General features: G+C 69.3%; 19 protein-coding genes and 1 tRNA gene. 12 read left to right on the forward strand and 8 right to left on the reverse strand.

Annotated features, from left to right (window positions below; genetic code table 11):
* The first annotated feature begins 52 nt into the window (after positions 1-52).
* Positions 53-1,858 carry an aminodeoxychorismate synthase component I gene (gene pabB / locus ACSJJU_RS01420; RefSeq protein ID WP_435913359.1) on the forward strand — a complete coding sequence of 602 codons (1,806 nt, stop codon included), beginning with the start codon at positions 53-55 and terminating at the stop codon, positions 1,856-1,858.
* Here pabB and ACSJJU_RS01425 read toward each other — a convergent pair.
* Together ACSJJU_RS01425 and ACSJJU_RS01430 are read right to left on the reverse strand one after the other, a co-directional pair.
* A complete protein-coding gene (locus ACSJJU_RS01425) occupies positions 1,848-3,020 on the reverse strand; it encodes an MFS transporter (RefSeq protein ID WP_435913360.1) in 1,173 nt (390 codons plus the stop codon). The genes pabB and ACSJJU_RS01425 overlap by 11 nt on opposite strands.
* 165 nt (positions 3,021-3,185) lie before the next feature.
* Positions 3,186-3,272: transfer RNA gene (locus tag ACSJJU_RS01430), tRNA-Leu, on the reverse strand.
* Positions 3,273-3,409: 137 nt separating this feature from the next.
* On the opposite strand from ACSJJU_RS01430, the gene ACSJJU_RS01435 reads away from it, so the two are divergent.
* The 8 genes from ACSJJU_RS01435 to ACSJJU_RS01470 all read left to right on the forward strand — a co-directional run bounded on the left by ACSJJU_RS01435 (position 3,410) and on the right by ACSJJU_RS01470 (position 11,700).
* The gene (locus tag ACSJJU_RS01435) at positions 3,410-4,786 is read left to right on the forward strand and encodes a pseudouridine synthase (protein ID WP_435913361.1); all 1,377 of its coding nucleotides are present in this window, start codon (positions 3,410-3,412) and stop codon (positions 4,784-4,786) included.
* A complete protein-coding gene (rsmD, locus tag ACSJJU_RS01440; RefSeq protein WP_435913362.1) occupies positions 4,783-5,328 on the forward strand; it encodes a 16S rRNA (guanine(966)-N(2))-methyltransferase RsmD in 546 nt (181 codons plus the stop codon). The genes ACSJJU_RS01435 and rsmD overlap by 4 nt, the downstream gene beginning before the upstream one ends.
* Before the next feature lie 215 nt (positions 5,329-5,543).
* Complete coding sequence (locus ACSJJU_RS01445) at positions 5,544-6,011, forward strand: response regulator (protein ID WP_435914357.1); 468 nt, start codon at positions 5,544-5,546, stop codon at positions 6,009-6,011.
* Between the two features lie 67 nt (positions 6,012-6,078).
* Positions 6,079-6,894 carry a molybdate ABC transporter substrate-binding protein gene (modA, locus tag ACSJJU_RS01450; RefSeq protein WP_435913363.1) on the forward strand — a complete coding sequence of 272 codons (816 nt, stop codon included), beginning with the start codon at positions 6,079-6,081 and terminating at the stop codon, positions 6,892-6,894.
* Positions 6,895-6,897: 3 nt separating this feature from the next.
* Entirely contained in the window at positions 6,898-7,602 is a 705-nt protein-coding gene (gene modB, locus ACSJJU_RS01455) for a molybdate ABC transporter permease subunit (RefSeq protein WP_435913364.1), read from the forward strand.
* Positions 7,592-8,215, forward strand: a complete 624-nt coding sequence (locus ACSJJU_RS01460) for a molybdenum ABC transporter ATP-binding protein (protein ID WP_435913365.1) — start codon at positions 7,592-7,594, stop codon at positions 8,213-8,215. The genes modB and ACSJJU_RS01460 overlap by 11 nt, the downstream gene beginning before the upstream one ends.
* A 91-nt stretch (positions 8,216-8,306) precedes the next feature.
* Positions 8,307-10,601, forward strand: a complete 2,295-nt coding sequence (locus ACSJJU_RS01465) for an ATP-dependent helicase (protein WP_435913366.1) — start codon at positions 8,307-8,309, stop codon at positions 10,599-10,601.
* Between the two features lie 175 nt (positions 10,602-10,776).
* Positions 10,777-11,700, forward strand: a complete 924-nt coding sequence (locus ACSJJU_RS01470; protein WP_435913367.1) for a 50S ribosomal protein L11 methyltransferase — start codon at positions 10,777-10,779, stop codon at positions 11,698-11,700.
* Positions 11,701-11,824: 124 nt separating this feature from the next.
* Here ACSJJU_RS01470 and ACSJJU_RS01475 read toward each other — a convergent pair whose 3' ends face one another.
* From ACSJJU_RS01475 to ACSJJU_RS01490, 4 genes are all read right to left on the reverse strand, one after another.
* Positions 11,825-12,010 (reverse strand): hypothetical protein, encoded by a 186-nt coding sequence (locus tag ACSJJU_RS01475; RefSeq protein WP_435913368.1) that lies wholly within the window; start codon positions 12,008-12,010, stop codon positions 11,825-11,827.
* 129 nt (positions 12,011-12,139) lie between these two features.
* On the reverse strand, positions 12,140-14,308 hold the full coding sequence (gene ligA, locus ACSJJU_RS01480; RefSeq protein ID WP_435913370.1) for an NAD-dependent DNA ligase LigA: 2,169 nt from the start codon (positions 14,306-14,308) through the stop codon (positions 12,140-12,142).
* A gap of 234 nt (positions 14,309-14,542) precedes the next feature.
* The gene (gene recN / locus ACSJJU_RS01485) at positions 14,543-16,201 is read right to left on the reverse strand and encodes a DNA repair protein RecN (RefSeq protein WP_435913371.1); all 1,659 of its coding nucleotides are present in this window, start codon (positions 16,199-16,201) and stop codon (positions 14,543-14,545) included.
* A 10-nt stretch (positions 16,202-16,211) separates the two neighbouring features.
* Entirely contained in the window at positions 16,212-17,042 is an 831-nt protein-coding gene (locus ACSJJU_RS01490) for an outer membrane protein assembly factor BamD (RefSeq protein WP_435913372.1), read from the reverse strand.
* Positions 17,043-17,206: 164 nt separating this feature from the next.
* On the opposite strand from ACSJJU_RS01490, the gene ACSJJU_RS01495 reads away from it, so the two are divergent.
* Positions 17,207-18,394 (forward strand): glycosyltransferase, encoded by a 1,188-nt coding sequence (locus ACSJJU_RS01495; protein WP_435913374.1) that lies wholly within the window; start codon positions 17,207-17,209, stop codon positions 18,392-18,394.
* Here ACSJJU_RS01495 and ACSJJU_RS01500 read toward each other — a convergent pair.
* Positions 18,391-19,011 (reverse strand): SOS response-associated peptidase, encoded by a 621-nt coding sequence (locus ACSJJU_RS01500; RefSeq protein WP_435913375.1) that lies wholly within the window; start codon positions 19,009-19,011, stop codon positions 18,391-18,393. The genes ACSJJU_RS01495 and ACSJJU_RS01500 overlap by 4 nt on opposite strands.
* A gap of 465 nt (positions 19,012-19,476) precedes the next feature.
* Here ACSJJU_RS01500 and ACSJJU_RS01505 point away from each other — a divergent pair, with 465 nt between their 5' ends.
* Complete coding sequence (locus tag ACSJJU_RS01505) at positions 19,477-20,688, forward strand: glycosyltransferase family 4 protein (protein WP_435913376.1); 1,212 nt, start codon at positions 19,477-19,479, stop codon at positions 20,686-20,688.
* A 16-nt stretch (positions 20,689-20,704) separates the two neighbouring features.
* Here the strand turns inward: ACSJJU_RS01505 and ACSJJU_RS01510 are convergent, their stop codons facing one another.
* On the reverse strand, positions 20,705-21,907 hold the full coding sequence (locus tag ACSJJU_RS01510) for an LptF/LptG family permease (protein WP_435913378.1): 1,203 nt from the start codon (positions 21,905-21,907) through the stop codon (positions 20,705-20,707).
* A 241-nt stretch (positions 21,908-22,148) separates the two neighbouring features.
* Between ACSJJU_RS01510 and ACSJJU_RS01515 the strand changes: the two genes are divergently transcribed.
* On the forward strand, positions 22,149-22,418 hold the full coding sequence (locus ACSJJU_RS01515; RefSeq protein ID WP_435913379.1) for a dodecin: 270 nt from the start codon (positions 22,149-22,151) through the stop codon (positions 22,416-22,418).
* Positions 22,419-22,427 lie beyond the last annotated feature (9 nt).

Consider the following 22,427-nt stretch of genomic DNA (forward strand, 5'->3'; position numbering starts at 1 on the left):
GCCGCCCTTTTCGTTTGCCCGTCCGGGGCCTTGCAGGCTATCGGGCTGTCCGATGTTGCCGCTTGAACCCTTGAAGCCGTTTGCCCTGTTCGATGACGCCGGCGGGCCGGAGGCCGCGCCGTCGCGTCTGCTCACCGGCCTGTCCGAGGCCATTGCCGTGCGCACGCCCGCCGAGCTGGAGCCTGCGCTCGCCGCCGTGCGCGCCGCGCTCGCCCGGGGGCTGCATGTGGGCGGCTGGCTCGCCTACGAGGCGGGGCTGCTGTTCGAGCCGCGCCTCGCCGCCCGCCATCGCGCGCCCGAGGGCGAGCCGCTGGCCTGGTTCGGCCTGTTCCGCGATTGCCGGCTGATCGACCCCATGGCGGCGGAAGTCTGGTGGCGCGGGCAGCGCCCTGCCCCGCCGACGCCGCCCGCCCGCCCCCGCATCGACGCGGCGGCCTATGCCGCCGCCGCCCGGCGCGTTGGCGACTACATCGCGGCGGGAGACGCCTACCAGATCAACCTCACCTTCCCGGCGGATTTCACCTTCGAGGGCGCGCCGCTCGCGCTTTACCGCCGCCTGCGCGACGCTCAGCGCCCCCGCCACGGGGCCGTGCTGTGGACCGGGGAGCGCTGGCTGCTCTCCCTCTCGCCCGAGCTGTTCTTCGCGCTTGAGGAGGGCCGCCTGCTTGCCCGGCCGATGAAAGGCACCGCCGCCCGCCGCCCCGACGCGGGCGCGGATGCCGACGCCGCCGCCGCCCTCGCCGCCGACGAGAAGAATCAGGCCGAGAACCTGATGATCGTCGACCTGCTGCGCAACGACCTCTCCCGGGTGGCCGCGCCCGGCTCGGTGCGGGTGCCGTCGCTGTTCTCGGTCGAGACCTACCCGACGCTCCACCAGATGACCTCGACCATCGAGGCACGCCTCGCCCCCGGGCTCGATGCGCTCGACGTGATCCGCCACCTGTTCCCCTGCGGCTCGGTCACCGGCGCGCCCAAGATCCGCGCCATGGAGATCATCGGCGAACTGGAGCCCTTCCCCCGGGGCGTCTACACCGGCAGCGTCGGCTGGATCGCCCCCGGCAGCCCTGCCGCGCCCGGCGATGCCTGCTTCAACGTGGCAATCCGCACCCTGATGGTGGATGCGCCAGGCGCCGCCCGCATCGGCCTCGGCAGCGGTCTGGTTGCCGACAGCGACCCGGCGTCCGAATGGCAGGAATGTCTGCTGAAGGGGCGGTTCCTCGCCGCCGACCAGCCGCCTTTCGATCTTATCGAAACCCTCGCCTGGCATCCCGGCAGCGGCTATGCCCGGCAGGAGCGGCACCTCGCCCGGCTCGCCCGCTCCGCCCGCTACTGGGGCTTTGCCGTCGATGCGGAGGGCTGGCGCGCCGCGCTGGCGGAGGCGGCGCAGCACTTCTCCGCCCCCATGCGCGTGCGCCTGCTGGCGAGCCGCCTGCGGGGCTGCACGGTGCAGGCCGCGCCCCTGCCGCCCGCGCCGGAGGGGCCGGTGACGGTGGCGCTCGCCGACCTGCGGGTCAGCCCGGACGATCCCTTCCGCCTGCACAAGACCACCCACCGCCGGGCGCTGGACGAGGCCCGCCAGCGGCGGGCGCAGGCGACCGGCTGTTTCGATGTGCTGTTCCTCAACACCCGGGGCGAGCTGACGGAAGGCTCCTTCACCAACCTGTTTCTGGAGCGGGACGGCGTGTTGCTGACCCCGCCCCTGTCCTCGGGGCTCCTGCCGGGCGTCCTGCGCGCCGAACTCCTGGAGACGGGCCGCGCCCGCGAGGCGGTTCTCTACCCGGAGGATCTGCGCTCCGGCCGCCTCTACCTCGGCAACAGCCTGCGCGGGCTCATGCCCGCCGTCCTGGTCAGCGCCTGAAGAAGCGCAGCTGCGTCACCGCCAGCAGCAGCAGACCCACCGCCGCCAGCACCGCCGTGAAGCCGAGCGGTCCGGCAAACGTCATGGCCAGTCCGCCCGTGGTGGGGCCGATCAGCGCCCCGCCCTGGTAGGCCAGCAGGAAGCCGGTGTTGGCGCGGATCACGTCCTCGCCCTCGAACTTCTCGCCCAGCAGGGTCAGGCCCAGCGAGTAGAAGCCGAGCACGCCGCCGCCCAGCAGGAAGGACCAGAACAGGGCGATGGTCGGCTGGAGCGTGACGAACGAGAGCGCCACCACGCTGACAATCGTCAGCAGCGCCACCACCGCCAGCATCCGGCCCTTGCTCCAGCGGTCGGCCAGCCAGCCGAACGGGTATTGCAGCAGGATACCGCCCAGCAGCAGCGCCGAATAGGCCTGGAGCGCGGCGGAGGTGCCCCAGCCCAGATCGAGGCCGTAGATCACGAACAGGCCGAAGCACAGGCTCTCCGTCAGGCCGGCGGCGCAGGCGGCCAGCGTCACCACCTTGGCGCGGCGCAGCACCGGCCACGGGTTGCGGATCGCCTCCAGCGCGATGGGCGGGGCATAGCGGCGGGCGATGATCAGCGGCAGCGCCGCGCCCGCGAGGAAGGCAATGCCGATGAGGATGATCGGCCAGCCGTTGGCGCCCACCGCGTCGATGGTGAGCGGGCCGATGGAGAAGCCGACGAAAAAGGCGGAGGCATAGGCGGCCACCACCCGGCCCCGCAGGTGCGGCGGCGCGGCCAGGTTCACCCAGCTCTCGCCCAGCAGCCAGGGCATGGTGAGGCCGAGGGCCGCGACCAGCCGCAGGCCGATCCATGCCCACACGTAGGGCAGCAGCTGCATGCCCACGAGCGCGGCCGCGCCCACGGCGCAGCCCGCCCCCATCACGACCGTCGGGCTGAGGCGCGGCAGGCGGGCCACCACCGGCAGCATGACGAGCAGCGCCAGCGCGGTCATGGCGGCGGAGAGGCCCACTTCCCACGAGGCCGCGCCCCAATCCTTGAAGCGCAGCGCCGTCAGCGGGGCCAGAATGCCCAGGCTCGCACCGATGCAACCCATGTGCAGGATGATGGCGGCCAACCCCGGCAGGGGATTGCGCACTGGCAGGGTTGCCTGCTCGGCAAGCTCGGCGCGTACGGGCATCCGTTGTCTACTCCATGACTCGAAACCGGCTGGCAGACTTGCCAGAAATGGGCGAGCGGGTCGAGAGACCGTCCGCCGGGTGTCCTGCTGTCAAGGTGAAAGGCGCGCCGCCACGCAACGACCGGGTCGGGCACCGGCCGATAAGGAAGGCATGTCGGGAAGATTTGGTGCCCCTGGCCGGACTCGAACCAGCACGACGTTGCCGCCACTTGATTTTGAGTCAAGCGTGTCTACCAATTCCACCACAGGGGCACCGGACTTGGCGCAGCGCACTATAGAGACGCATCTGGCCCGGTCAATCGAGTCTTTTCGAGACATGCGCCCGATCTCGGCTTATGGAAGTCCGCTCAGGCGTCCCGTCGCAGAAACTAGAAAGCCAACCGTTCATCATGTCGCGCAAGCCCCGTCCTCCGGTCTCCACCCCGTCCCGTCCCCAGGCCCCCGCCCGGGATCGCAAGGCCGGCCCGCGTCCCGATTCGGCGGAGCAACGACCCCGGACCAAACGCCCCGCCGCCCCGGCAGCGCCCGTCGCCAGGGCAAAGACCGCACCCGCCGCCAAGGCAACGCCTGCCTCTGCCGCGCCCCGCTTCGAGGCGCACGAGCCGCAGCGTATCGCCAAGCTTCTGGCCCGGGCGGGCGTCGGCAGCCGCCGCGATGTGGAGCGCATGATCGCCGAGGGCCGCGTCGCCCTGAATGGCGCGGTGCTGACAACCCCCGCCACCATTCTCACCAGCCTTGCGGGCGTCACCGTTGACGGCAACCCGGTCGGCGAGGTGGAGCCCACCCGGCTGTGGCGCTTCTTCAAGCCTGCGGGGTGCCTCACCACGGTGCGCGATCCGGAGGGACGGCCCACCATCTTCGACCTGCTGCCCGAGGGACTGCCGCGCGTCGTCACCATCGGGCGGCTGGACTTCAACACCGAAGGCCTGCTGCTGCTCACCAACAACGGCGAGCTGAAGCGCTGGCTGGAGCTGCCCGCCAATTCGGTGGAGCGCATCTACCGCGCCCGGGTGCGCGGGCGCATCAACTACACGGCGCTGGCGGACCTGATCGAGGGCATCACCATCGACGGCGTGCGCTACGGCTCCATCAACGCCGAGGTGGAGAGCAGCCACGGCCTCACCCACTGGATCGCCGTGAAGATCCGCGAGGGCAAGAACCGCGAGGTCCGCAACGTCCTGGGCCATCTGGGCCTTCAGGTCTCCCGCCTCATCCGCACCGACTACGGCCCCTTCACCCTCGACGGCCTGCGCGAGGGCGAGGTGCAGGAGATCAGCGCCGCCGCCATCCCCGGCGTGCCGCGCGAGCTGCTGCCGCCCCGCGACTTCGAGATCGAGGACATCACCCCCCGCCGCCGCGAGGAGCTGTTCGCCCCGGTGCATCGCCGCCGCGAGGCCGCCGCGCAGGCGGAGGGCGCCCCTGCCCCCGCCGCGCCGTCGAAGGGCCGGGACACGCGGGGCGAGCCCCGCCGCCGCGCCGCGCGTGCGGCACGGCCCGAGGGAGAAGCGGCAGCGCCCGCCGCCGAGCCGGTCCGCGCGCTGCGCCGCCAGACCAGAACCGCCGAGGCCCGTCAGGCCCAGCGCCGCAACGGCCAGCCGGTCTCCGAGGCGCGGGGCGAGCGTCCTGACGCCGAGGCGGGCACGTCCGGCCGCCGCAAGCTGGAGCGCAAGGCGGGCTGGGCCAAGCCGAAGGTGGCCGCCAAACCCAAACCCCGCAGCGCCTCCAAACCGCGCGGCGGCGCGAAGCCGCGAGGCCGCAAGCCATGAGGATCATCGCCGGGCAGTGGCGGGGCCGCAAGCTGACGTCCCCGCCCGATGATGCCGTGCGCCCGACGACCGACCGGGTGCGCGAAGCGCTGTTCAGCATGGTGGCCGCCCGTCTGGGCGGGTTTGCGGGCCTGCGGGTGGCGGACATCTTCTCGGGCAGCGGCGCGCTGGGCCTCGAAGCCCTGTCGCGCGGGGCGGAGCACGCCACCTTCGTCGACAGCGCCCGCACCTCCTGCCGGCTTGTCGAGCAGAACGCCGCGACGCTGGGGGCCACCGGCCGCATTCAGGTGCTCAACCGCCCGGCCACCGATCTTCCGCCGGTCGATACCCCCTTCGACCTGATTTTCATGGACCCGCCCTACGGCAAGGGGCTGGTTCTGCCCACCCTCGCCCGGCTCATCGACCGGAACTGGGCCGGGTCCGGCTCCCTTGTCGTCGTCGAGACGCCCCGTGCGGAAGAAATTGTTGACCCTGCGTGGTCCGTTTTACGGAGCGCTACATATGGTGGTACAAGAATCAGCTTGCTACTACCTATGTCATGAGCACCAAATGAATGGATCATTATCAACATTTTATTAACGAAATGACTTCTTCAAAAGAAATAAAATATTCATAAGAACGTTACATAAAGCTACCGAATCGCTCACCGAAGGGTTGTAAACGACTGTTTCCTATGATCTTATCCCCAAACTTGTGGGGGCTAAGCTGCGTGCATTCGTTTCTATCGGCCAACAGCAACGGGGGTGGCAGGTCGATGATGTACTTCGTTGAGTATGCATCTCAGGGAAGCGAGGCAGGGAAGCCGGCTGTCCCCGGGAATGCTACCGCACCCGTGGCAGGGCGGTTGCGGGTCCTGGTTGCCGAGGACAATCCGGTCAATCAGCTCTTGGTGAGGACCCTGTTGCAGATCGGGGGGCACAGCTGCACGGTCGTCGATAACGGCGTGGCGGCTGTCCGCGCGGTGCAGGAAGATCATTTCGACCTGGTGCTCATGGACATCCGCATGCCCGAGATGTCGGGGCTGGAGGCCTGCCGCGCCATCCGGGCGCTGGGCGAGCGCTATGCCAGCCTGCCCATCTTCGCGATGACGGCCAACGCGGAGGAAGACGAGGCCGGCAACTACGCGGCGGCGGGCATGACCGGCTACCTGCCCAAGCCCATCGACCGGCAGCGGTTCCTGGCGCTGCTGGATGCCCACTGCCGGCTGGAAGAAGCCGCCTGCTGACCTGATCCCCCGGCCGCCGTCCCGCGGCTCTGGCGCATCGGCCCCGCGCTCTCTATAGATCGGGCTGATGAGTGACATCCACCGCCGTTCCCGTTCCGGCCGCACGTTGCGCATCGGCCTTGCGGCCGTCCTTGCTCTGGCCATCGCGCTTGTGACACTGGCCCCGCCGCTGCCGGCCGCGCCGGAGCGCGCCCGCCCTGCCCTCGTCTTTGCCGCCGCCAGCCTTCAGGAAGCGCTGAACAGCGCCGCCGACGCCTACGCCCGGAGCGGGCACCCGCGCCCGCGCCTCGCCTTTGCCGGGTCCCCGGCGCTGGCCCGCCAGATCGAGCGCGGCGCGCCCGCCGCCCTGTTCCTGTCGGCGGACGAGGACTGGGTCGACCATCTGGAGCGGAGCGGGTTCATCGCCCCCGGCACGCGGCAGGACTTTCTCTCCAACCGGCTGGTGCTGATCGCCCCGGCCTCCCGCCCGTTCCGGGCCGATCTCGCGAAACCCGACTGGCTCGCCCGCCTCGGCGATGGCCGCCTTGCCATGGCGGACCCGGAGGCGGTGCCCGCCGGGCGCTACGGCAAGGCGGCGCTGGAGGCCCTCGGTCTGTGGCAGCGGCTCGCGCCGCGCATCGCCCGGGCCGAGAATGTGCGCGCCGCCCTTGTCTACGTGGAGCGGGCCGAGACCAACGCCGGCATCGTCTATGCCACCGACGCCGCCGCCTCGGCGAAAGTGGTGGTCGCCGCCACGTTTCCCGGGCACCTGCATCCGCCGATCCGCTATGTGCTCGCGGGCATCAGGGGGCAGGAGACGGCGGAGAGCCGCGCCTTCCGCGCATTCCTGCTGTCGGAGGCGGGCAAGGCCCACTTCCGCAAGCACGGCTTCGAGGTGAGGTAACCCATGGACCTGTCCCTCACCCCCGCCGAAATGGATGCGCTGCGCCTCAGCCTGAAGGTGGGGCTGTGGGCGACGCTCGGCAGCCTGCCGGTGGCGTTCGGCCTTGCCTATGCGCTCGCCCGCTGCCGCTTCTGGGGCAAGGCGCTGGTCAACGGCCTCGTGCACCTGCCGCTGGTGCTGCCGCCCGTCGTCACCGGCTATCTGCTGCTGCTGGCGTTCGGCCGCACCGGCCCGGTCGGGCAGCTGCTGGAAACCCTGTTGGGCGTCACCCTTGCCTTCCGCTGGACCGGCGCCGCCCTCGCCGCCGCCATCATGGGCCTGCCGCTGATGGTGCGCGCCATCCGCCTGTCGCTGGAGACCATCGACCCCCGCCTCGAAATGGCGGCCCGCACGCTGGGCGCGCGGCCCTGGCGGGTGTTCTTCACCGTCACCCTGCCGCTGGCCCTGCCCGGCATCTGCGCCGGGGTCGTCCTCGGCTTCGCCAAGGCGCTGGGCGAGTTCGGCGCGACCATCACCTTCGCCTCCAACATTCCCGGGGAGACGCAGACCCTCGCGCTCGCCATCTTCGCCTTTCTTCAGGTGCCGGGGGCGGAGAGCCAGGTGCTGCGCCTCTCGCTGCTGGCCATCGTCATTTCCATGCTGGCGCTGTTCATCGCCGAATCCCTGAGCGAGCGCCTGCGCCAGAAAAGGCGGTACCATGTCCATTGAGGTCTGCGTCTCCAGGCGGCTGGGCACGCGGCGCATCGCCGTCTCCTTCACCGCCGGCACCGGCATCACGGCGCTGTTCGGCCCGTCCGGCGCGGGCAAGACCAGCATCCTGCACATGATCGCGGGCGTGCTGCGGCCGGACAGCGGGCGCATCGTCATCCAGGGCACGGTGCTGTTCGATAGCGCGGCGGGGATCGACCTGCCGCCCGAGGCCCGCCGCGCCGGCTACATCTTTCAGGACGGCCGCCTGTTCCCGCACATGAGCGTGCGCGCCAACCTGTTCTACGGCTACGCCCTGACGCCGCCCGCCGACCGCTACGTCGAGCCGGAGCATGTGATCGACCTGCTCGCCCTGCGTCCCCTGCTCGACCGCCGCCCCGTCACCCTGTCCGGCGGCGAGGCCCAGCGCGTCGCCATCGGCCGGGCGCTCCTGTCCAGCCCCCGTTTCCTGCTGATGGACGAGCCCCTTGCCTCGCTCGACCGGGCGCGCAAGGAGGAGATCCTCATCCTGATCGAGCGGCTGCGCGACGAATTCCGCCTGCCGATCCTCTACGTCACCCACGACGAGCGGGAAGTGACGCGCCTTGCCGCCACCCGCATCGATCTGGAATAGGGCCCGGCGCCGCCTCTCCTTCTCCCTCCCGGTGTAACAATCCCACTTACAGGCGTGACAGCACGGGGGCAGATTGGTTATGGGACGAAACATGAACGTCGTGCCCACTTCCGAACCGCCCCTGAACGCTCCCTATCTCGATGGCCTCAACGCGCCGCAGCGGGAGGCCGTGCTGACGACGGACGGCCCCGTGCTGGTGCTGGCCGGTGCGGGCACGGGCAAGACCAAGGTGCTCACGGCCCGTCTGGCCCATCTGATCGCCACCCGCCGCGCCTGGCCGGGCGAGATTCTGGCGGTCACCTTCACCAACAAGGCGGCGCGGGAGATGCAGCACCGCATCGGCCAGATCATCGGCACGGCGGTGGAGGGGATGCCGTGGCTCGGCACCTTCCACTCGGTCGCCTCGCGCATTCTGCGCCGCCACGCGGAGCTGGTGGGGCTGAAGTCCAACTTCACCATTCTCGACACGGACGACCAGATCCGCCTCCTGAAGCAGCTTCTGGTGGCGAGCGAGATCGACGAGAAGCGCTGGCCCGCCCGGCAGCTCGCAGGCGCCATCGACCGCTGGAAGAACCGGGGCTGGACGCCGGAGAAGCTGCCGGAGGCGGAGAAGTACACCTTCGCCGACGGGCGCGGCGGCGCGCTCTATGCGGCCTACCAGCAGCGGCTGAGCGTGCTCAACGCGTGCGACTTCGGCGACCTGCTGCTGCACACGCTCACCATCTTCACCAGGCACCCGGATGTGCTGGAGGAGTACCAGCACCGCTTCAAGTACATCATGGTGGACGAGTATCAGGATACCAACGTCAGCCAGTATCTGTGGCTGCGCCTGCTCGCCCAGTCCCGCAAGAACATCTGCTGCGTCGGCGACGACGACCAGTCCATCTACTCCTGGCGCGGCGCGGAGGTGGGCAACATCCTGCGCTTCGAGCAGGACTTCCCCGGCGCGAAGATCATCCGCCTCGAGCAGAACTACCGCTCGACGCCCCACATCCTCGGCGCGGCCTCCGGCCTCATCGCCGCCAATCAGGACCGGCTCGGCAAGACGCTGTGGACCGAGTCCGACGACTATTCCGAGAAGGTGCGCGTCGTCGCCGTCTGGGACGGGGCGGACGAAGCCCGCTATGTGGGCGAGCGCATCGAGAGCCTGCAGGCGCGCGGCACGTCGCTGAAGGACATCGCCATCCTGGTGCGCGCCTCCTTCCAGACCCGCGAGTTCGAAGACCGCTTCATCACCCTCGGCCTGCCCTACAAGATCGTCGGCGGCTTCCGCTTCTACGAGCGCGCCGAAATCCGCGACGCGCTCGCCTACCTGCGCGTGCTGATCCAGCCGGATGACGACCTCGCCTTCGAGCGCATCGTCAACCTGCCCAAGCGCGGTCTCGGCGACAAGAGCCTGCAAAAGGTCCACGCGGTCGCCCGCGCCGAGGGCATCTCCCTCACCCGGGCGGCGCAGGCGATCATCGAGACGGACGAGCTGCCGCGCGGCGCGCGCAAGGCGCTGGCCGACCTGCTCACCGACTTCGACCGCTGGCGCTCCCAGTTGCCGGACCTGCCGCACGCGGAAGTGGCGCGGCTGGTGCTGGAGGAGTCGGGCTATGTGGCCATGTGGCAGGCGGACCGCTCGCCCGAGGCAGCCGGGCGGCTCGAGAACCTGAACGAACTCACCCGCGCCATCGAGGAGTTCGAGACCCTGCCCGCCTTCCTGGAGCACGTCTCCCTCGTCATGGAGAACGAGGCGCAGGACGACAACGACAAGGTCACGCTGATGACCCTCCACGCCGCCAAGGGGCTGGAGTTCAACGTGGTGTTCCTTGCCGGCTGGGAGGAAGGCGTGTTCCCCAACCAGCGGGCGCTGGACGAAGGCGGCACCGCCAGCCTCGAGGAAGAACGCCGCCTCGCCTACGTGGGCATCACCCGCGCCCGCCGCTCCGCCACCATCCTGCACGCGGCCAACCGGCGGGTGTATGGCCAGTGGCAGTCCTGCATCCCCTCCCGCTTCATCGACGAGCTGCCGCCCGAGCACATCACCCTCGAGTCGACCATGTCGGGCGGCGCGAGCCTGTGGCAGCAGACGACGGTCGAGACCGATCCCTTCGCCCACCTCCAGCGCGGCGCGGGACGCGGCCCCGGCTGGGGCCGGGCGCAGGCCTTCGGGCGCGGCCAGCAGCCCTTCGGCCGGCGCGGCGGCGCGGTCATCGAGGCCAAGCCCGTGCAGAAGTCGGTGATCTCCGCCCGAACCTCCGACATTCCCGTCGGCGCCCGGGTGTTTCACGAGAAGTTCGGCTACGGCTGCGTACTTTCGGTCGAGGGCAACAAGCTGGAAATCGAGTTCGAAAAGGCCGGCACCAAGCGGGTGGTGGACAGTTTCGTCACTGTCGCCTGAGCGGGCTCCGGGATTCAGGAAAGAGAATGCGAGGGTCGCGGACCCTCGCGCTCCCGTTCGTTTTTCCGGCCGCGTTTCCCGTGCGCTTCAGAAACGCGGCCCCGCCTGCAAATTGAAGAATCCGAACCAGATTGCGTGTTGCCAACGCATCGGTTTCCGCTCTAGGTCCGAGGTTATGACTGAGAACACGACACCCGAATCCTGGAAACTCACCCTTCCCTGCCGCAAGACGGAAGCCGAGCAGCTTCAGGAAGACGTGGCCGCCTTTGCCGGCCGCGATTTCCCGCCCGTGCTGATGACCTCCGAGCCCGATCCGCACAAGCCGGAGGACTGGCTGCTGGAGGCCTTCTTCGCCGAGGAGCCGACCGAGGCGGACATCGAGACCCTGCTCGGGCTGCTGCCGTCGTCCCGCCGCGAGGATGTGGTGATCGAGCCGGTCTATCCGGCCGATTGGGTCGCCATCAGCCAGAGCCACCTCCAGCCGATCACGGCAGGCCGCTTTCACATCTATGCGGAGCACACCCGGGACAGCCTGAAGCCCGGCTTCATCGGCATCCAGATCGAGGCGGGTCAGGCCTTCGGCACCGGCCAGCACGCCACCACCAGCGGCTGCCTGGCCACGCTCGACTCGCTGGCGACGGACGGATTCACGCCGAAGAACGCGCTCGACCTCGGCACCGGCTCGGGCATCCTCGCCTTCGCCATGGCCAAGTGCTGGCCGACGGTGCGCGTGACCGCCAGCGATATCGATCCGGTTTCAGTGGATGTGGCGATCGAGAACGCCGCCATGAACGGGGTGCCGGTTGGGGAGGCGGCGGGACAGATCGCCTTCCTCCCCGCGGCCGGGCTTGACCACCCCACGCTGCGCGCCAACGCGCCCTACGATCTGGTGACCGCCAACATCCTGGCAGGTCCGCTGATCGATCTGGCGCCGGACATTGCCGGCAGCATGGCGGCGGGTGGTTGGCTTATCCTCGCTGGTTTGCTGACCAACCAGGAGGAGGCCGTGCTGAACGCCTACAATGCTCAGGGATTGGAGCTGAAGCAGCGTCGGCTTAACGGGGATTGGCCGACGCTGCTTCTGCAAAAGCCAAGCTAAGAAACGAACCGCAACGCAACAGACGCAACAGCTACAATATTTCAAAGCTCAGCAACTTTAACTCATACAAAATATGCGGCTGACGCATGGCCGGGCCGGGGTGGGGGCGCCCGGCCTGGCGCCCTTACGGCCGCCAGGCGTGAAACAGCGGAAAGTGCACGCCAACCGGCTGATACAGGCCCGGACGGCGCCGATTGCGGCGCAGCGCCTGCTTGGCATGGGACTCCGGGCCCGCAACGGCGGCCTTCTGCTGAACCGCCTGGTTTTCAACGCTATTTACACCATTCACACGAGCCTGAAGCGCGGTCATGGGGGGAATCTCCTGGAAAAACATCCCGGCCCCCTCGTGGGCCGTGGCGCGTATCTATGAGATTCACCCTGCGTTTTGCAGTGCAGCAAAAAGCAGCTCAGCTATGCCTTTTTTGCATACAGTAACGAGCTAGGGCCGGGCACCGGCCCGCGCCAGGATTTCCAGCCACGCCGCCTCGTCGATCACCGTCACGCCCAGCTCGGCCGCCTTCTTCAGCTTGGAGCCCGCGCCCGGCCCCGCCACCACGATGTCGGTCTTCTTGGAAACCGATTTGGCGATCTTGGCCCCCAGCCGCTCGGCCCGGCTTTCCGCCTCCTCGCGGGTCATCTGTTCGAGCGTGCCGGTGAACACCATGGTCTTGCCGCTCACCTCCGACTGCACGGTCTCGAACACGAACGGCTCCACCGTGATTTCGGACAGCAGGTCATCGACCACCGCCACATTGTGCGGCTCGGCGAAGAAATCGATCAGCGCCTCGGCCACCACCGGGCCGATCTGGGCGATGCCGATGCGCGCCTGCATTTCGGCGGCCAGACGCTTGTCGGCCTCCGCCTCGCTCATGCCGTTGGCGCGCCACTGGCCCACCAGCCCCTGCCGCTCCCGCCCCAGCGTCTCCAGCGCCGTGCGCAGCGCCTCGATGGTGCCGTAGCCCTTGGCGAGATCGCGGGCCGTCACCTCACCCACGTGGCGGATGCCGAGCGCGTAGATGAAGCGGTCCAGCGCGATGGTGCGCCGCGCCTCGATGGCGGCCAGCAGGTTGTTGACCGACTGCGGCCCCCAGCCCTCCCGCTGCTTGATCTCGTCGGCGCGCAAGTGCAGCCGGAAGATGTCGGCGGGGGCGCTGATGAACCCGTCCGCGAAGAACGCCTCGATGCTGCGCTCGCCCAGCCCCTCGATATCGAAGGCGGTGCGGGACACGAAATGGCGCAGGCGCTCGACCCGCTGCGCCGGGCAGATCAGGCCGCCGGTGCAGCGGCGGATGGCCTCGCCCGCCTCCCGCTCCGCGGTGCTGCCGCAGGCCGGGCAGGTGTGCGGGAATTCATAGCGCGCCGGCTCCGGCTGCGGGCGCTTCTCCAGCACCACGCCCACGATCTGCGGGATCACGTCGCCGGCCCGCTGCACGATCACCGTATCGCCGATGCGCACGTCCTTGCGGGCGATCTCGTCCTCGTTGTGCAGCGTCGCGTTGGAGACAACGACGCCGCCCACCGTCACCGGCTCCAGCTTGGCCACCGGCGTCAGCGCCCCGGTGCGTCCCACCTGGATATCAATGGCGCGCAGCACGGTCGTCGCCTGCTCGGCGGGGAACTTGTGGGCGATGGCCCAGCGCGGCGAGCGCGCCACCTGCCCCAGCCGGTCCTGCCAGTCCAGCCGGTCCACCTTATAGACCACGCCGTCGATGTCGTAGTCGAGGCTCGCCCGCTCCGCCTCGGTCTGGCGGTAGTAGGCGAGAATCTCCTCCAGCGTCTCACAGCGGCGGATGCGCTCGTTGACCGGGAAACCGTACTCTTTCAGCTTCTGCAACATGCCCCACTGGGTGTCCGCCGGCAGCGACGACACCTCGCCCCACGCATAGGCGAAGAACCGCAGCGGGCGCTTGGCCGTCACCGTGGGGTCAAGCTGGCGCAGGCTTCCCGCCGCCGCGTTGCGCGGGTTGGCGAACACCTTCTCGCCCGCCGCCGCCTGCGCCTCGTTGAGCCGCAGGAACGCGGCCTTGGGCATGTAGATCTCGCCGCGCACCTCCAGCACCTCGGGCCAGCCTTCCCCGAACAGGTGCGGCGGCACGTCGGCGATGGTGCGCACGTTGGCGGTCACGTCCTCGCCCTCGCTGCCGTCGCCGCGCGTCGCGGCCGAGACCAGCTTGCCCTTCTCGTAGCGCAGGGACATGGACAGGCCGTCGATCTTGGGCTCGGCGACGATGCACACGTCAGCCTCCGTGCCCAGCTTGAGGAAGCTTTTCACCCGCGCGAGAAAATCGACCACGTCCCCGTCCTCGAAGGCGTTGTCGAGGGAGAGCATGGGCCGGGCATGGCGGATCTTGCCGAACTTGCCCGAGGGCGCCGCGCCCACCTGGTGCGGCGCGCTGAACAGGTCGACGAGGTGGGGAAACCGCGCCTCGATCGCCCGGTGACGCTGCACCAGCGCGTCGTAATCCGCGTCGGAGATGGTGGGGGCATCTTCCTGATAGTAGCGCTTGTTGTGCTCGGCGATCTCCGCCGCCAGCCAGCCCAGTTCCGCCTTGGCTTCCTTTTCCGACAGGGCATCAACCGCCTTTCGGCGCAGCAGGAGACGATCCACGGGACCTACGCTTTCTGTTCTTCAGGGACAGGCTTTCCTTTTGCAGGAGGGTCTTAACCCTCCTGCACCTCCCTTTCAATTCAAAGGGACGCGCTTCCAGCGCGTACTGGAAACGCGTCCCAATATATCAGGCGAAAGAAACGGACGCGCGCTTCATGAAGGGCACGGCCCTGTAAAACGAATGGGAGCGCGAGGGACTGAGTCCCTCGCATCATACTGGAATTCCCGAAAATCCTATGCCTTGAGCAACCGCTGCGCCTGGGCGCGGGCTTCGTCGGTGACGATGTCGCCCGAGAGCATACGGGCGATCTCCTCGCGCCGCTCGTGCTGGCTGAGGCGGTGGACGGAGGTCCGCATTCCGTCCTCGTTGGCGGCCTTGGAGATCTGCCACTGGCAGTCGGCGCTTGCGGCCACCTGCGGCGAGTGGGTGACGACCAGCACCTGGGTTTCGCGGCCGAGGCGGCTGAGGCGCTCGCCGATGGCCGAGGCCACCGAGCCGCCGACGCCCCGGTCGATTTCGTCGAACACCAGCGTGCCGGCCACGCCCTCGCCCGCCAACGCCACCTTGAGCGCCAGGATGAAGCGGGACATCTCGCCACCGGAGGCGATCTTCATCAGCGGGCCGAACGGCGCGTTCGGGTTGGTGGAGACGGTGAACTCCACCCGGTCGGAGCCACCCGGGCCCCACGCGCTCTCCGGCAGGGTCTCGACCACCGTCCTGAACCGCGCCGCGTCCAGCTTGAGCGGCGGCAGCTCCCGCGCCATCGCCGCGTCCAGCTGGGCGGCGGCCTGCACGCGCAGCTGGTGCAGCCGCTCGCAGGCTTCCGCGAAGCGCTTCCACGCCTGCCGCTCCTCGGCTTCCAGCCGGGCCATGCCCGCCTCGCCTGCCTCCAGCGTCGCCAGCCGGGCGGAAAGCTCCTCCGCGAGCGCGGCCAGATCGTCCACCTGCACCTTGTGCTTGCGCGCCATCGCCCGGAGGTCGAACAGGCGGGTTTCCACCGCCTCCACCCGCGCCGGATCGTAATCCATGGCATGGCGGGCGCGGATGAGCGTGTCCTCCGCGTCCGAGGCGTCGTCCACCGCCCGGTCCAGCGCTTCGAGCGCCCGGGCCAGCGCCTCGTCCTCGACCGCGAGCCGTTCCAGCTTGCGCGCCGCCTGGCGCAGTTTGGACAGGCCGCCCTCGCTGCCGCCGAGGCATTCCAGAACGAGATCGAGATCACCCGCCAGTTTCTGGCCCTTGAGCATGGCGGCGCGCTCGTCCGCCAGCTGCTGCTCCTCGCCCGGCTCCGGCTTCAGCCGCTGCAATTCATCGACGGCATGAGCGAGCCATTCCCGGTCGCGCTCCGCTTCCTGGAGGCTGGCCCGGGCCCGCTCCAGCGCGTCCCGCGCCGCCACCCACGCTGCATGGCTGCCCGCCGTGGCCGCCAGCGCCTCGTCGTACTGGCCGAAGGCGTCCAGCAGGTCGCGGTGGCCGCGCGGATTGAGCAGGCCGCGCTCGTCGTGCTGGCCGTGGACTTCCACCAGCAGCCCGCCCACCTCGCGCAGCAGGCTGACGCCCACCGGCTGGTCGTTGATGTAGGCGCGCGAGCCGCCATCGGCTTTGAGGATGCGGCGCAGCAGCAGCGGCTCGCCGTCCTCGAGGCCTGCCTCCCGCACCATCTGGCGTGCCGGGTGATCGTAGGGAAGTTCGAAAGCCGCCGTCACGCTGGCCTGCGCGGCACCCTGGCGCACCATCGCGGATTCGGCACGCGCGCCCAGCGCCAGCCCCAGGCTGTCCAGCAGAATGGATTTGCCCGCACCCGTCTCGCCGGTCAGGACACACAGCCCTGGCTCGAAGTCGATGGTCAATGCCTCGATCAGCACCACATCGCGGATTGTAAGCGATGCCAGCATTGGCAGGCGGTTATCCCCCGATCTGATCTGAGTTCGCGCCCGCGGCCGGGCCGGACGGCGCCGTGCTGACCAGCTTGCCGCCGCCCAGCAGGTCGTAGGAGCGCTTGTACCACTTGGACCCGGGGTAGTTGTAGCCCAGAACGGCGGCGGAGCGCTGCGCTTCGGCGCGCATACCCAGCGAGAGATAGCATTCGGTCAGGCGGTGCAGCGCCTCGGGCACGTGGGAGGTGGTGTCGTAGGTCTCGACCACGTTGCGGAAGCGATGGATCGCCGCCAGGTATTCGCCGCGCACCTGATACCAGCGGCCCACTTCCATTTCCTTGCCCGCCAGATGGTCCTTGGTCAGGTCCAGCTTCAGGCGCGCGTCGGCCGCGTAGGGCGTGTCGGGATAGCGGCGCACCAGTTCGTTGAGCGCGTTCAGCGCCTGCTCGGTGATCTTCTGGTCCCGCCGCACGTCCGAGATCTGCTCGTAGTAGGAGACGGCGATCAGGTAATAGGCGTAGGCCGCGTCCTTGTTGCCCGGGTGCAGCGACAGGAACCGCTGCGCCGAGAGGATGGCCTCCTGATACTTGTTGGCCTGGTAGTAGGAGAAGGACGACATCAGCTGCGCCCGCCGTGCCCAGGCCGAATAGGGGTGCTGGCGCTCCACCTCGTCGAACAGGAGCGCAGCCTGGAGATACTGGCCCTTCGCCAGCGTATCCGCGCCGAGGTTGTAGAGTGTCTCCACATCGCGGGCCACATACTTCAGCTCCTTGTTGCCCTTGGCACAGGAGACGAGGGCCAGGCTCGCGCACACGGCGAGCATCAGACGGCGGACGGGCAGCTTCGAGTCGTATCTCATCATCCTTTTCCTTTAGCGGAGCAGAGAGCCCGGGCCAAGATCCAGAAGAGGCAGATGCGCACGACTCTCCAACCGCCCGCACGATGCTGGCCGTTGATGCGCGGGCCGTGTGCTGCCATAGCTGCCACAAGTCAGGCGTGACGGCTCGCTTTCGGGAGGCCCCCTTGAAGGTTCTCGTTTTCTCAACGCTCTATCCGAACGCGGCGCAGCCGAACTTCGGCATTTTCGTCGAGAACGCCGTCCGCCGCGTCGCCGATGCCGGGGTCGAGACCCGGGTCATCGCCCCCAACGGGGTGCCGCCCTGGCCGCTGTCGCGCCATCCCCGTTACGCCGCCGTCGCCGCCCTGCCGCGGCAGGAGACGTGGCGCGGCCTGGCCGTCGAGCGCCCGCGCTTTCCCCTGCTGCCAGCCCTCGGCTGGCGGCTGAACCCCCGCCTCATCGCCCGCGCCGGGGCCGCCGCGCTCCGCCGGTTGATGGATGAGGGCTTCGTGCCGGACGTGATCGACGCCCAGTTCTTCTACCCCTGCGGCGTGGCCGCCGTGGCGGTCGCCCGCCAGTTCGACCTGCCCGTCACCCTCAAGGCGCGCGGGTCGGACATCGCCTTCTGGGGCCGCCGCCCCGCCGCCCGCCGGGCGATGCTGGAGGCCGCCCGCCAGGTGGACAGCCTCACCGCCGTCTCCGCCGCGCTCAGGGCGGAGATGGTCGCCCTCGGCATGGCGGCGCAGGACATCGCGGTGCACTACACCGCCGTCGATCTGGAGCGCTTCGCCGCCGGAGACCGGGCTGCGGCGCGGGCAAGCCACGGCTTCACCCGCCCGACCATTCTCTCTGTCGGCTCGCTGACGGACGTGAAGGACCACGCCCTGCTCATCCGCGCCGTGGCGCTCGTTCCCGACGCGGATCTGGCCATCGCCGGGCACGGCCCGCTGCGCGCCAGCCTTGAGCAGCTCGCCGCATCGCTCGGCCTTGGCGAGCGGGTCCGCTTCCTCGGCAACATCGCCCATGACGCCCTGCCCGCCCTCTATCAGGCGGCCGACGTGTTCGCCCTCACCAGCAAGCGGGAGGGTCTGGCCAATGTGTGGCTCGAATCGCTCGCCTGCGGCACGCCGCTGGTCATCACCCCCGTGGGCGGCGCGCGGGAGGTGGTGGACCGGCCCGAGGCCGGGCGGGTGGTGGAGGAGCGCACGCCCGAGGCGGTCGCCGCCGCCCTGCGGGCGGTGCTGGCCGCGCCGCTACCGCGCGAGGCGGTGCGCGCCTGCGCCGAACGCTTCACCTGGCAGCGCCACGTGGAGACCAAGCTGGACATTCTGCGGGAGACGATCGCCCGGCATCGCCGCCGGGCGGCGGGCTAGCCCGCCTTCTCCACCTCGAGCAGGCCGTCCGCCAGCGGCCGGGCGAGGCGCAAGGCCTCCTGCGCCGTGCCGTTCAGCCATACGTCATACTGATCCTGCGTCAGGATGACCGGCATGGATTTGGAGTGAATGGGCGCCATCTCCGCATTGGGTGCGGTGGTCAGGAACGCCATGGTCTCGAGCGAGACCGTCTCGCCCCGCAGCGCCCCCTGCCACGGCCGCCACAGCCCGGCAAAGGCGAACAGTCCCTCCTCCGCGCCTTTCAGGCGAAACCAGTGCAGGATCTTGGGGGCAGCCTCGGTCCATTCGCCAAAGGCGGTCACCGGCACGAGGCAGCGGCGGCTCTCGAACGACGGCTTCCAGAACGGGGAAACATTCACCTTGTCGCTGCGGGCGTTGGTGACGGGCTTGGGCGCCTTATCGCCCTGCGGCAGCACGAAGCCCCAGCGCATCAGCGCCAGCTCCCGGTTGCCGTCGCTGGCCTGGCGCACCACCGGCACCCGGTCGGTCGGGCGGATGCGCTCCAGCGGCGGCACGTTGGGCGTCGCGCCGCCTGTCACGCCGAACAGCCGGCGAATCGCCTCGGGCGCTGCCGTCATGGAATAGAGGTTGCACATCAACTCGCCTCCCCGGAACCCGTGCCGCAGCGCCCGTCAGGGGCGCCGCCGCCGCGTGCGACAATACAGCATTCGGCCCGGCCGGACAGATCCGGCGCACCACGGCGCCCCGCCCCCGGTTGCGGCCGCCCGGCAGGCCGTGGTCCGGTTTTTCATTCTTGCAACGGAACTTGCGCGGCCGGACGCCCCGCCCCCGGCCCGCAGTGCCGCCGGATGCCCGGCGCCCGCCCCCGTTTGAACCCGAGGCAGGCCTGCGGCGTTCCAGCCTCCAACGCTTTTGGTGTCGCGCCGCGACCTGTTGTAGATTGTTGCATCTGTGCGTGGCCTTCGCCATGAAGCCGTTATGGAGGGCCGCCAACCGGTTCTGACCAGATAAGCGAGTGGCATCGGATGTTACAGGCGGACAAAATGCCGGTTCTTGGCACCCAGGCAGGCATTGACCGGCAGACGGATTTTCAGAGGAGCTTGGCCCCGACTTCCGCTCCCGAACTGCGGGTTGCCGTTTTCTCGGGCAACTACAACTACGTAGCCGATGGCGCGAACCTGACTCTCAACCGCCTTGTCGCCTATCTGGAACGTCAGGGCATTCCGGTCAGGGTCTATTCGCCCACCACCGACACGCCCGCGTTCGAGCCTGCGGGCACGCTGATTTCCGTCCCGTCCATTCCCCTGCCGCGCCGCACCGAGTACCGAATCGCCCTGGGCCTGCCCCGGTCCGTGCGGCAGGATCTCATCGCCTTCCGCCCCACCCTGCTGCATCTCTCCGCGCCCGACCTGCTCGGCTTTTCCGCCCTGAAGCAGGCGCGGCGTCTGGGCATTCCGGCCGTGGCCTCGTTCCACACCCGCTTCGAGACCTACCTGAAATACTACGGGCTGGACTGGCTCCAGTCCGTCGTGCTGCGCCGGATGCGCAACTTCTACCACCAGTGCGCCCAGACCTACGCGCCGTGCGCCTGCACCGCCGAGTCGCTGCTGAACGAGGGGCTGGCCCGCAACATCCGCATCTGGAGCCGGGGCGTCGACCGGCGGCAGTTCCACCCCGCCCGGCGGGACTGGGGCTGGCGGCAGTCGCTCGGCATCGGGGCGGACGAGGTGGTGCTGCTGTTCGTCGGCCGTCTGGTGCTGGAGAAGGGGCTGGACGTGCTCGCCGCCCTCTCCGAGGGGCTGGACCAGCGCCGTGTGCCGCACAAGGTGCTGATCGTCGGCGATGGTCCCGAGCGCCAGTACATGCAGGAGCGGTTGCCCCGCGCCATCTTCACCGGCTTCCTGGGCGGCGATGATCTGGCCCGCGCCTACGCCAGTGCCGACATCTTCATCAATCCCAGCACCACCGAGGCGTTCGGCAATGTCACGCTGGAGGCCATGGCGTCCGGCCTGCCGACCATCTGCGCCAATGCCACCGGCAGCCGGTCGCTGGTCGTCCCGGGCGTGTCCGGGCACCTGATCACGCCGACCAGCATCGAGGATTACGTGGCCCGCACCCAGGAGCTGGTGGAAAACGGCATCCTGCGCCGCCAGATGGGCGCGGCGGGCCGCAAGCTGAGCGCCCAGTACGACTGGGACAAGGTGATGGAGACTCTGGTCGGCCACTACCGGGAAGTGCTCGCCCAGCACGCGGCGGCTCAGGCCCGGCCGGTCGCGGCCGCGCCTGCCGAGCCGGTCCGCATCCTGTCCTGACCGATCCGCCCCGTACTCAATCCCGCTGCCGCGCCAGGAGCGGCAGCTTCTTCTGCAAGCGGGAGAGCATCCGGCCCGTCCGGTTGCTGACGGCGAACAGCAGCGCGAGCGGATGGCCGCCCACGCGCCGCACCAGCGTCCAGTAGGCGCCCAGCGAGAGCGCGCAGAACCCGGCAAACGGCGTCCAGATGGCAAGCCAGGGCGGTGCCGCGCCCAGTTGCACGGCCGCCTCCCCGGCCTTGTTGAACTCGTTGAGCAGCAGAAGCAGGAAGATGCCGACGAAAATGCCGAGCGACGTGGTGCTGCGCTTGGGCGGCACCGCGAGCGCCAGCCCCAGGAACGGCAGCGGCAGCAGCACGGCCACCTGCACCAGCCGGCGGTGCAGCGTGCCCTGGGCCAGATGCTGCACCGTCTCGGGGCGGCCCGGATCGCTGCTCACCTGCCACAGCTCCGACAGGGTGAATTCCAGCTGCTTGCCCCGCTCGCGGAAGGACTCGAGGCGCGGCAGGTTGATCGGGATGTCGTGCAGACTGAAGCTGAGGGCGCGCGGCGCGCCCTGCCCCGGCTTGTCCTGCACCAGCACGCCCTTGAACAGGCGCAGGAGCAGCACGTCCGGGTTGTCGGTGGCGAGGAACCGCGCCCGCTCCGCCGAGGCGACCACCGTGCCGTATGACTTGCCCTCCGCCCGCAGGAAGACGCCGCTCAGCCGCTGCCCGCCGTCCTCCGAGGCTTCCACCCGCATCACCACCTTGTCGTCGAGGTGGGTGAACTCGCCCACCTTGATGCTGGCGCCGAGCGCGCCGCTCTGCAACTCGAAGCGCAGGCGTTCATAGGCGTAGCGGGAATAGGGCTGCTCGTAGCCCACCAGCCACACGGTCACCAGCGCGAGGACGCCCGCCATGATGAGCGGCACCCGCAGCAGGCGGCCGTGGCTGACGCCCGAGCCCAGGAGGGCGTCCAGCTCGCTGTTGAGCGCCAGGGTGCGCACCGCCATCATCACGCCGAGCAGCAGGCTGATCGGCAGGGCGAAGCCGAACTGCTCCGGCATGAGGTTGGCCAGCATCTGCCAGACCACCGAGACCGGCCCGCCCTCCGTGATGACGAAGTTGAACAGGTTGAGCATGCGCTCCAGCAGCAGCAGCATGGCGGCGATGGTGAGGGTGGCGATCATCGGCACGATCATCAACCGTCCCATGTACCGATCAATACGCGTGAACATGCTGCGTCCCGTGCCCTCCAGTTGCGCAAAGCGACAAAACTCCCGGTGCGTCGCGGGGGCTCCGCACCGTGTGTCCGGTTCGTTGCGACATATCACCTGACCTGGCCCATGGCCACTCACCCACGCAGGGAGCGGTCGACAAAAAGCACCGGCGGGGCGTCCGCACCACAGGGGGAACCGCCCGCCGCGCTGTGGCGTTGTCCCTTAACCGCTCGGAAGCGGGGCGGCAGGAGCAATTCCCATGCAGGATCACATCTACAAGATTGTCGAGCTGGTCGGCTCGTCGGAGACGAGCATTGATGACGCCATTCTGTCGGCGATTTCCCGGGCCAGCACGTCGCTCAGGAACCTGCGCTGGTTCGAGGTGCAGCAGATCCGGGGCCACATCGAGGACGGCGATGTGAGCCATTATCAGGTCGTGCTCAAGGTGGGCTTCACCCTCGACGAGGATGAGGAAGACGACGACGAGGATGAGGATGAGGACGAGGACGACGAGGAGGACGAGTCCTGACGTCGCCCT

The sequence above is a fragment of the Pedomonas sp. V897 genome, assembly GCF_051304405.1.
Classification (GTDB): domain Bacteria; phylum Pseudomonadota; class Alphaproteobacteria; order Sphingomonadales; family Sphingomonadaceae; genus Pedomonas.

Bases quoted from the DNA above. Each gene is read 5' to 3' on its own strand.
- modA (WP_435913363.1), top strand. From the start codon at position 6,079: ATGAGTGACATCCACCGCCGTTCCCGTTCCGGCCGCACGTTGCGCATC.
- ACSJJU_RS01510 (WP_435913378.1), bottom strand. From the start codon at position 21,907: ATGTTCACGCGTATTGATCGGTACATGGGACGGTTGATGATCGTGCCG.
- pabB (WP_435913359.1), top strand. From the start codon at position 53: ATGTTGCCGCTTGAACCCTTGAAGCCGTTTGCCCTGTTCGATGACGCC.
- ACSJJU_RS01425 (WP_435913360.1), bottom strand. From the start codon at position 3,020: ATGCCCGTACGCGCCGAGCTTGCCGAGCAGGCAACCCTGCCAGTGCGC.
- ACSJJU_RS01475 (WP_435913368.1), bottom strand. From the start codon at position 12,010: ATGACCGCGCTTCAGGCTCGTGTGAATGGTGTAAATAGCGTTGAAAAC.
- ACSJJU_RS01445 (WP_435914357.1), top strand. From the start codon at position 5,544: ATGTACTTCGTTGAGTATGCATCTCAGGGAAGCGAGGCAGGGAAGCCG.
- ACSJJU_RS01435 (WP_435913361.1), top strand. From the start codon at position 3,410: ATGTCGCGCAAGCCCCGTCCTCCGGTCTCCACCCCGTCCCGTCCCCAG.
- ACSJJU_RS01515 (WP_435913379.1), top strand. From the start codon at position 22,149: ATGCAGGATCACATCTACAAGATTGTCGAGCTGGTCGGCTCGTCGGAG.
- recN (WP_435913371.1), bottom strand. From the start codon at position 16,201: ATGCTGGCATCGCTTACAATCCGCGATGTGGTGCTGATCGAGGCATTG.
- ACSJJU_RS01465 (WP_435913366.1), top strand. From the start codon at position 8,307: ATGAACGTCGTGCCCACTTCCGAACCGCCCCTGAACGCTCCCTATCTC.
- ACSJJU_RS01460 (WP_435913365.1), top strand. From the start codon at position 7,592: ATGTCCATTGAGGTCTGCGTCTCCAGGCGGCTGGGCACGCGGCGCATC.
- ACSJJU_RS01490 (WP_435913372.1), bottom strand. From the start codon at position 17,042: ATGAGATACGACTCGAAGCTGCCCGTCCGCCGTCTGATGCTCGCCGTG.
- rsmD (WP_435913362.1), top strand. From the start codon at position 4,783: ATGAGGATCATCGCCGGGCAGTGGCGGGGCCGCAAGCTGACGTCCCCG.
- modB (WP_435913364.1), top strand. From the start codon at position 6,898: ATGGACCTGTCCCTCACCCCCGCCGAAATGGATGCGCTGCGCCTCAGC.
- ACSJJU_RS01500 (WP_435913375.1), bottom strand. From the start codon at position 19,011: ATGTGCAACCTCTATTCCATGACGGCAGCGCCCGAGGCGATTCGCCGG.
- ACSJJU_RS01470 (WP_435913367.1), top strand. From the start codon at position 10,777: ATGACTGAGAACACGACACCCGAATCCTGGAAACTCACCCTTCCCTGC.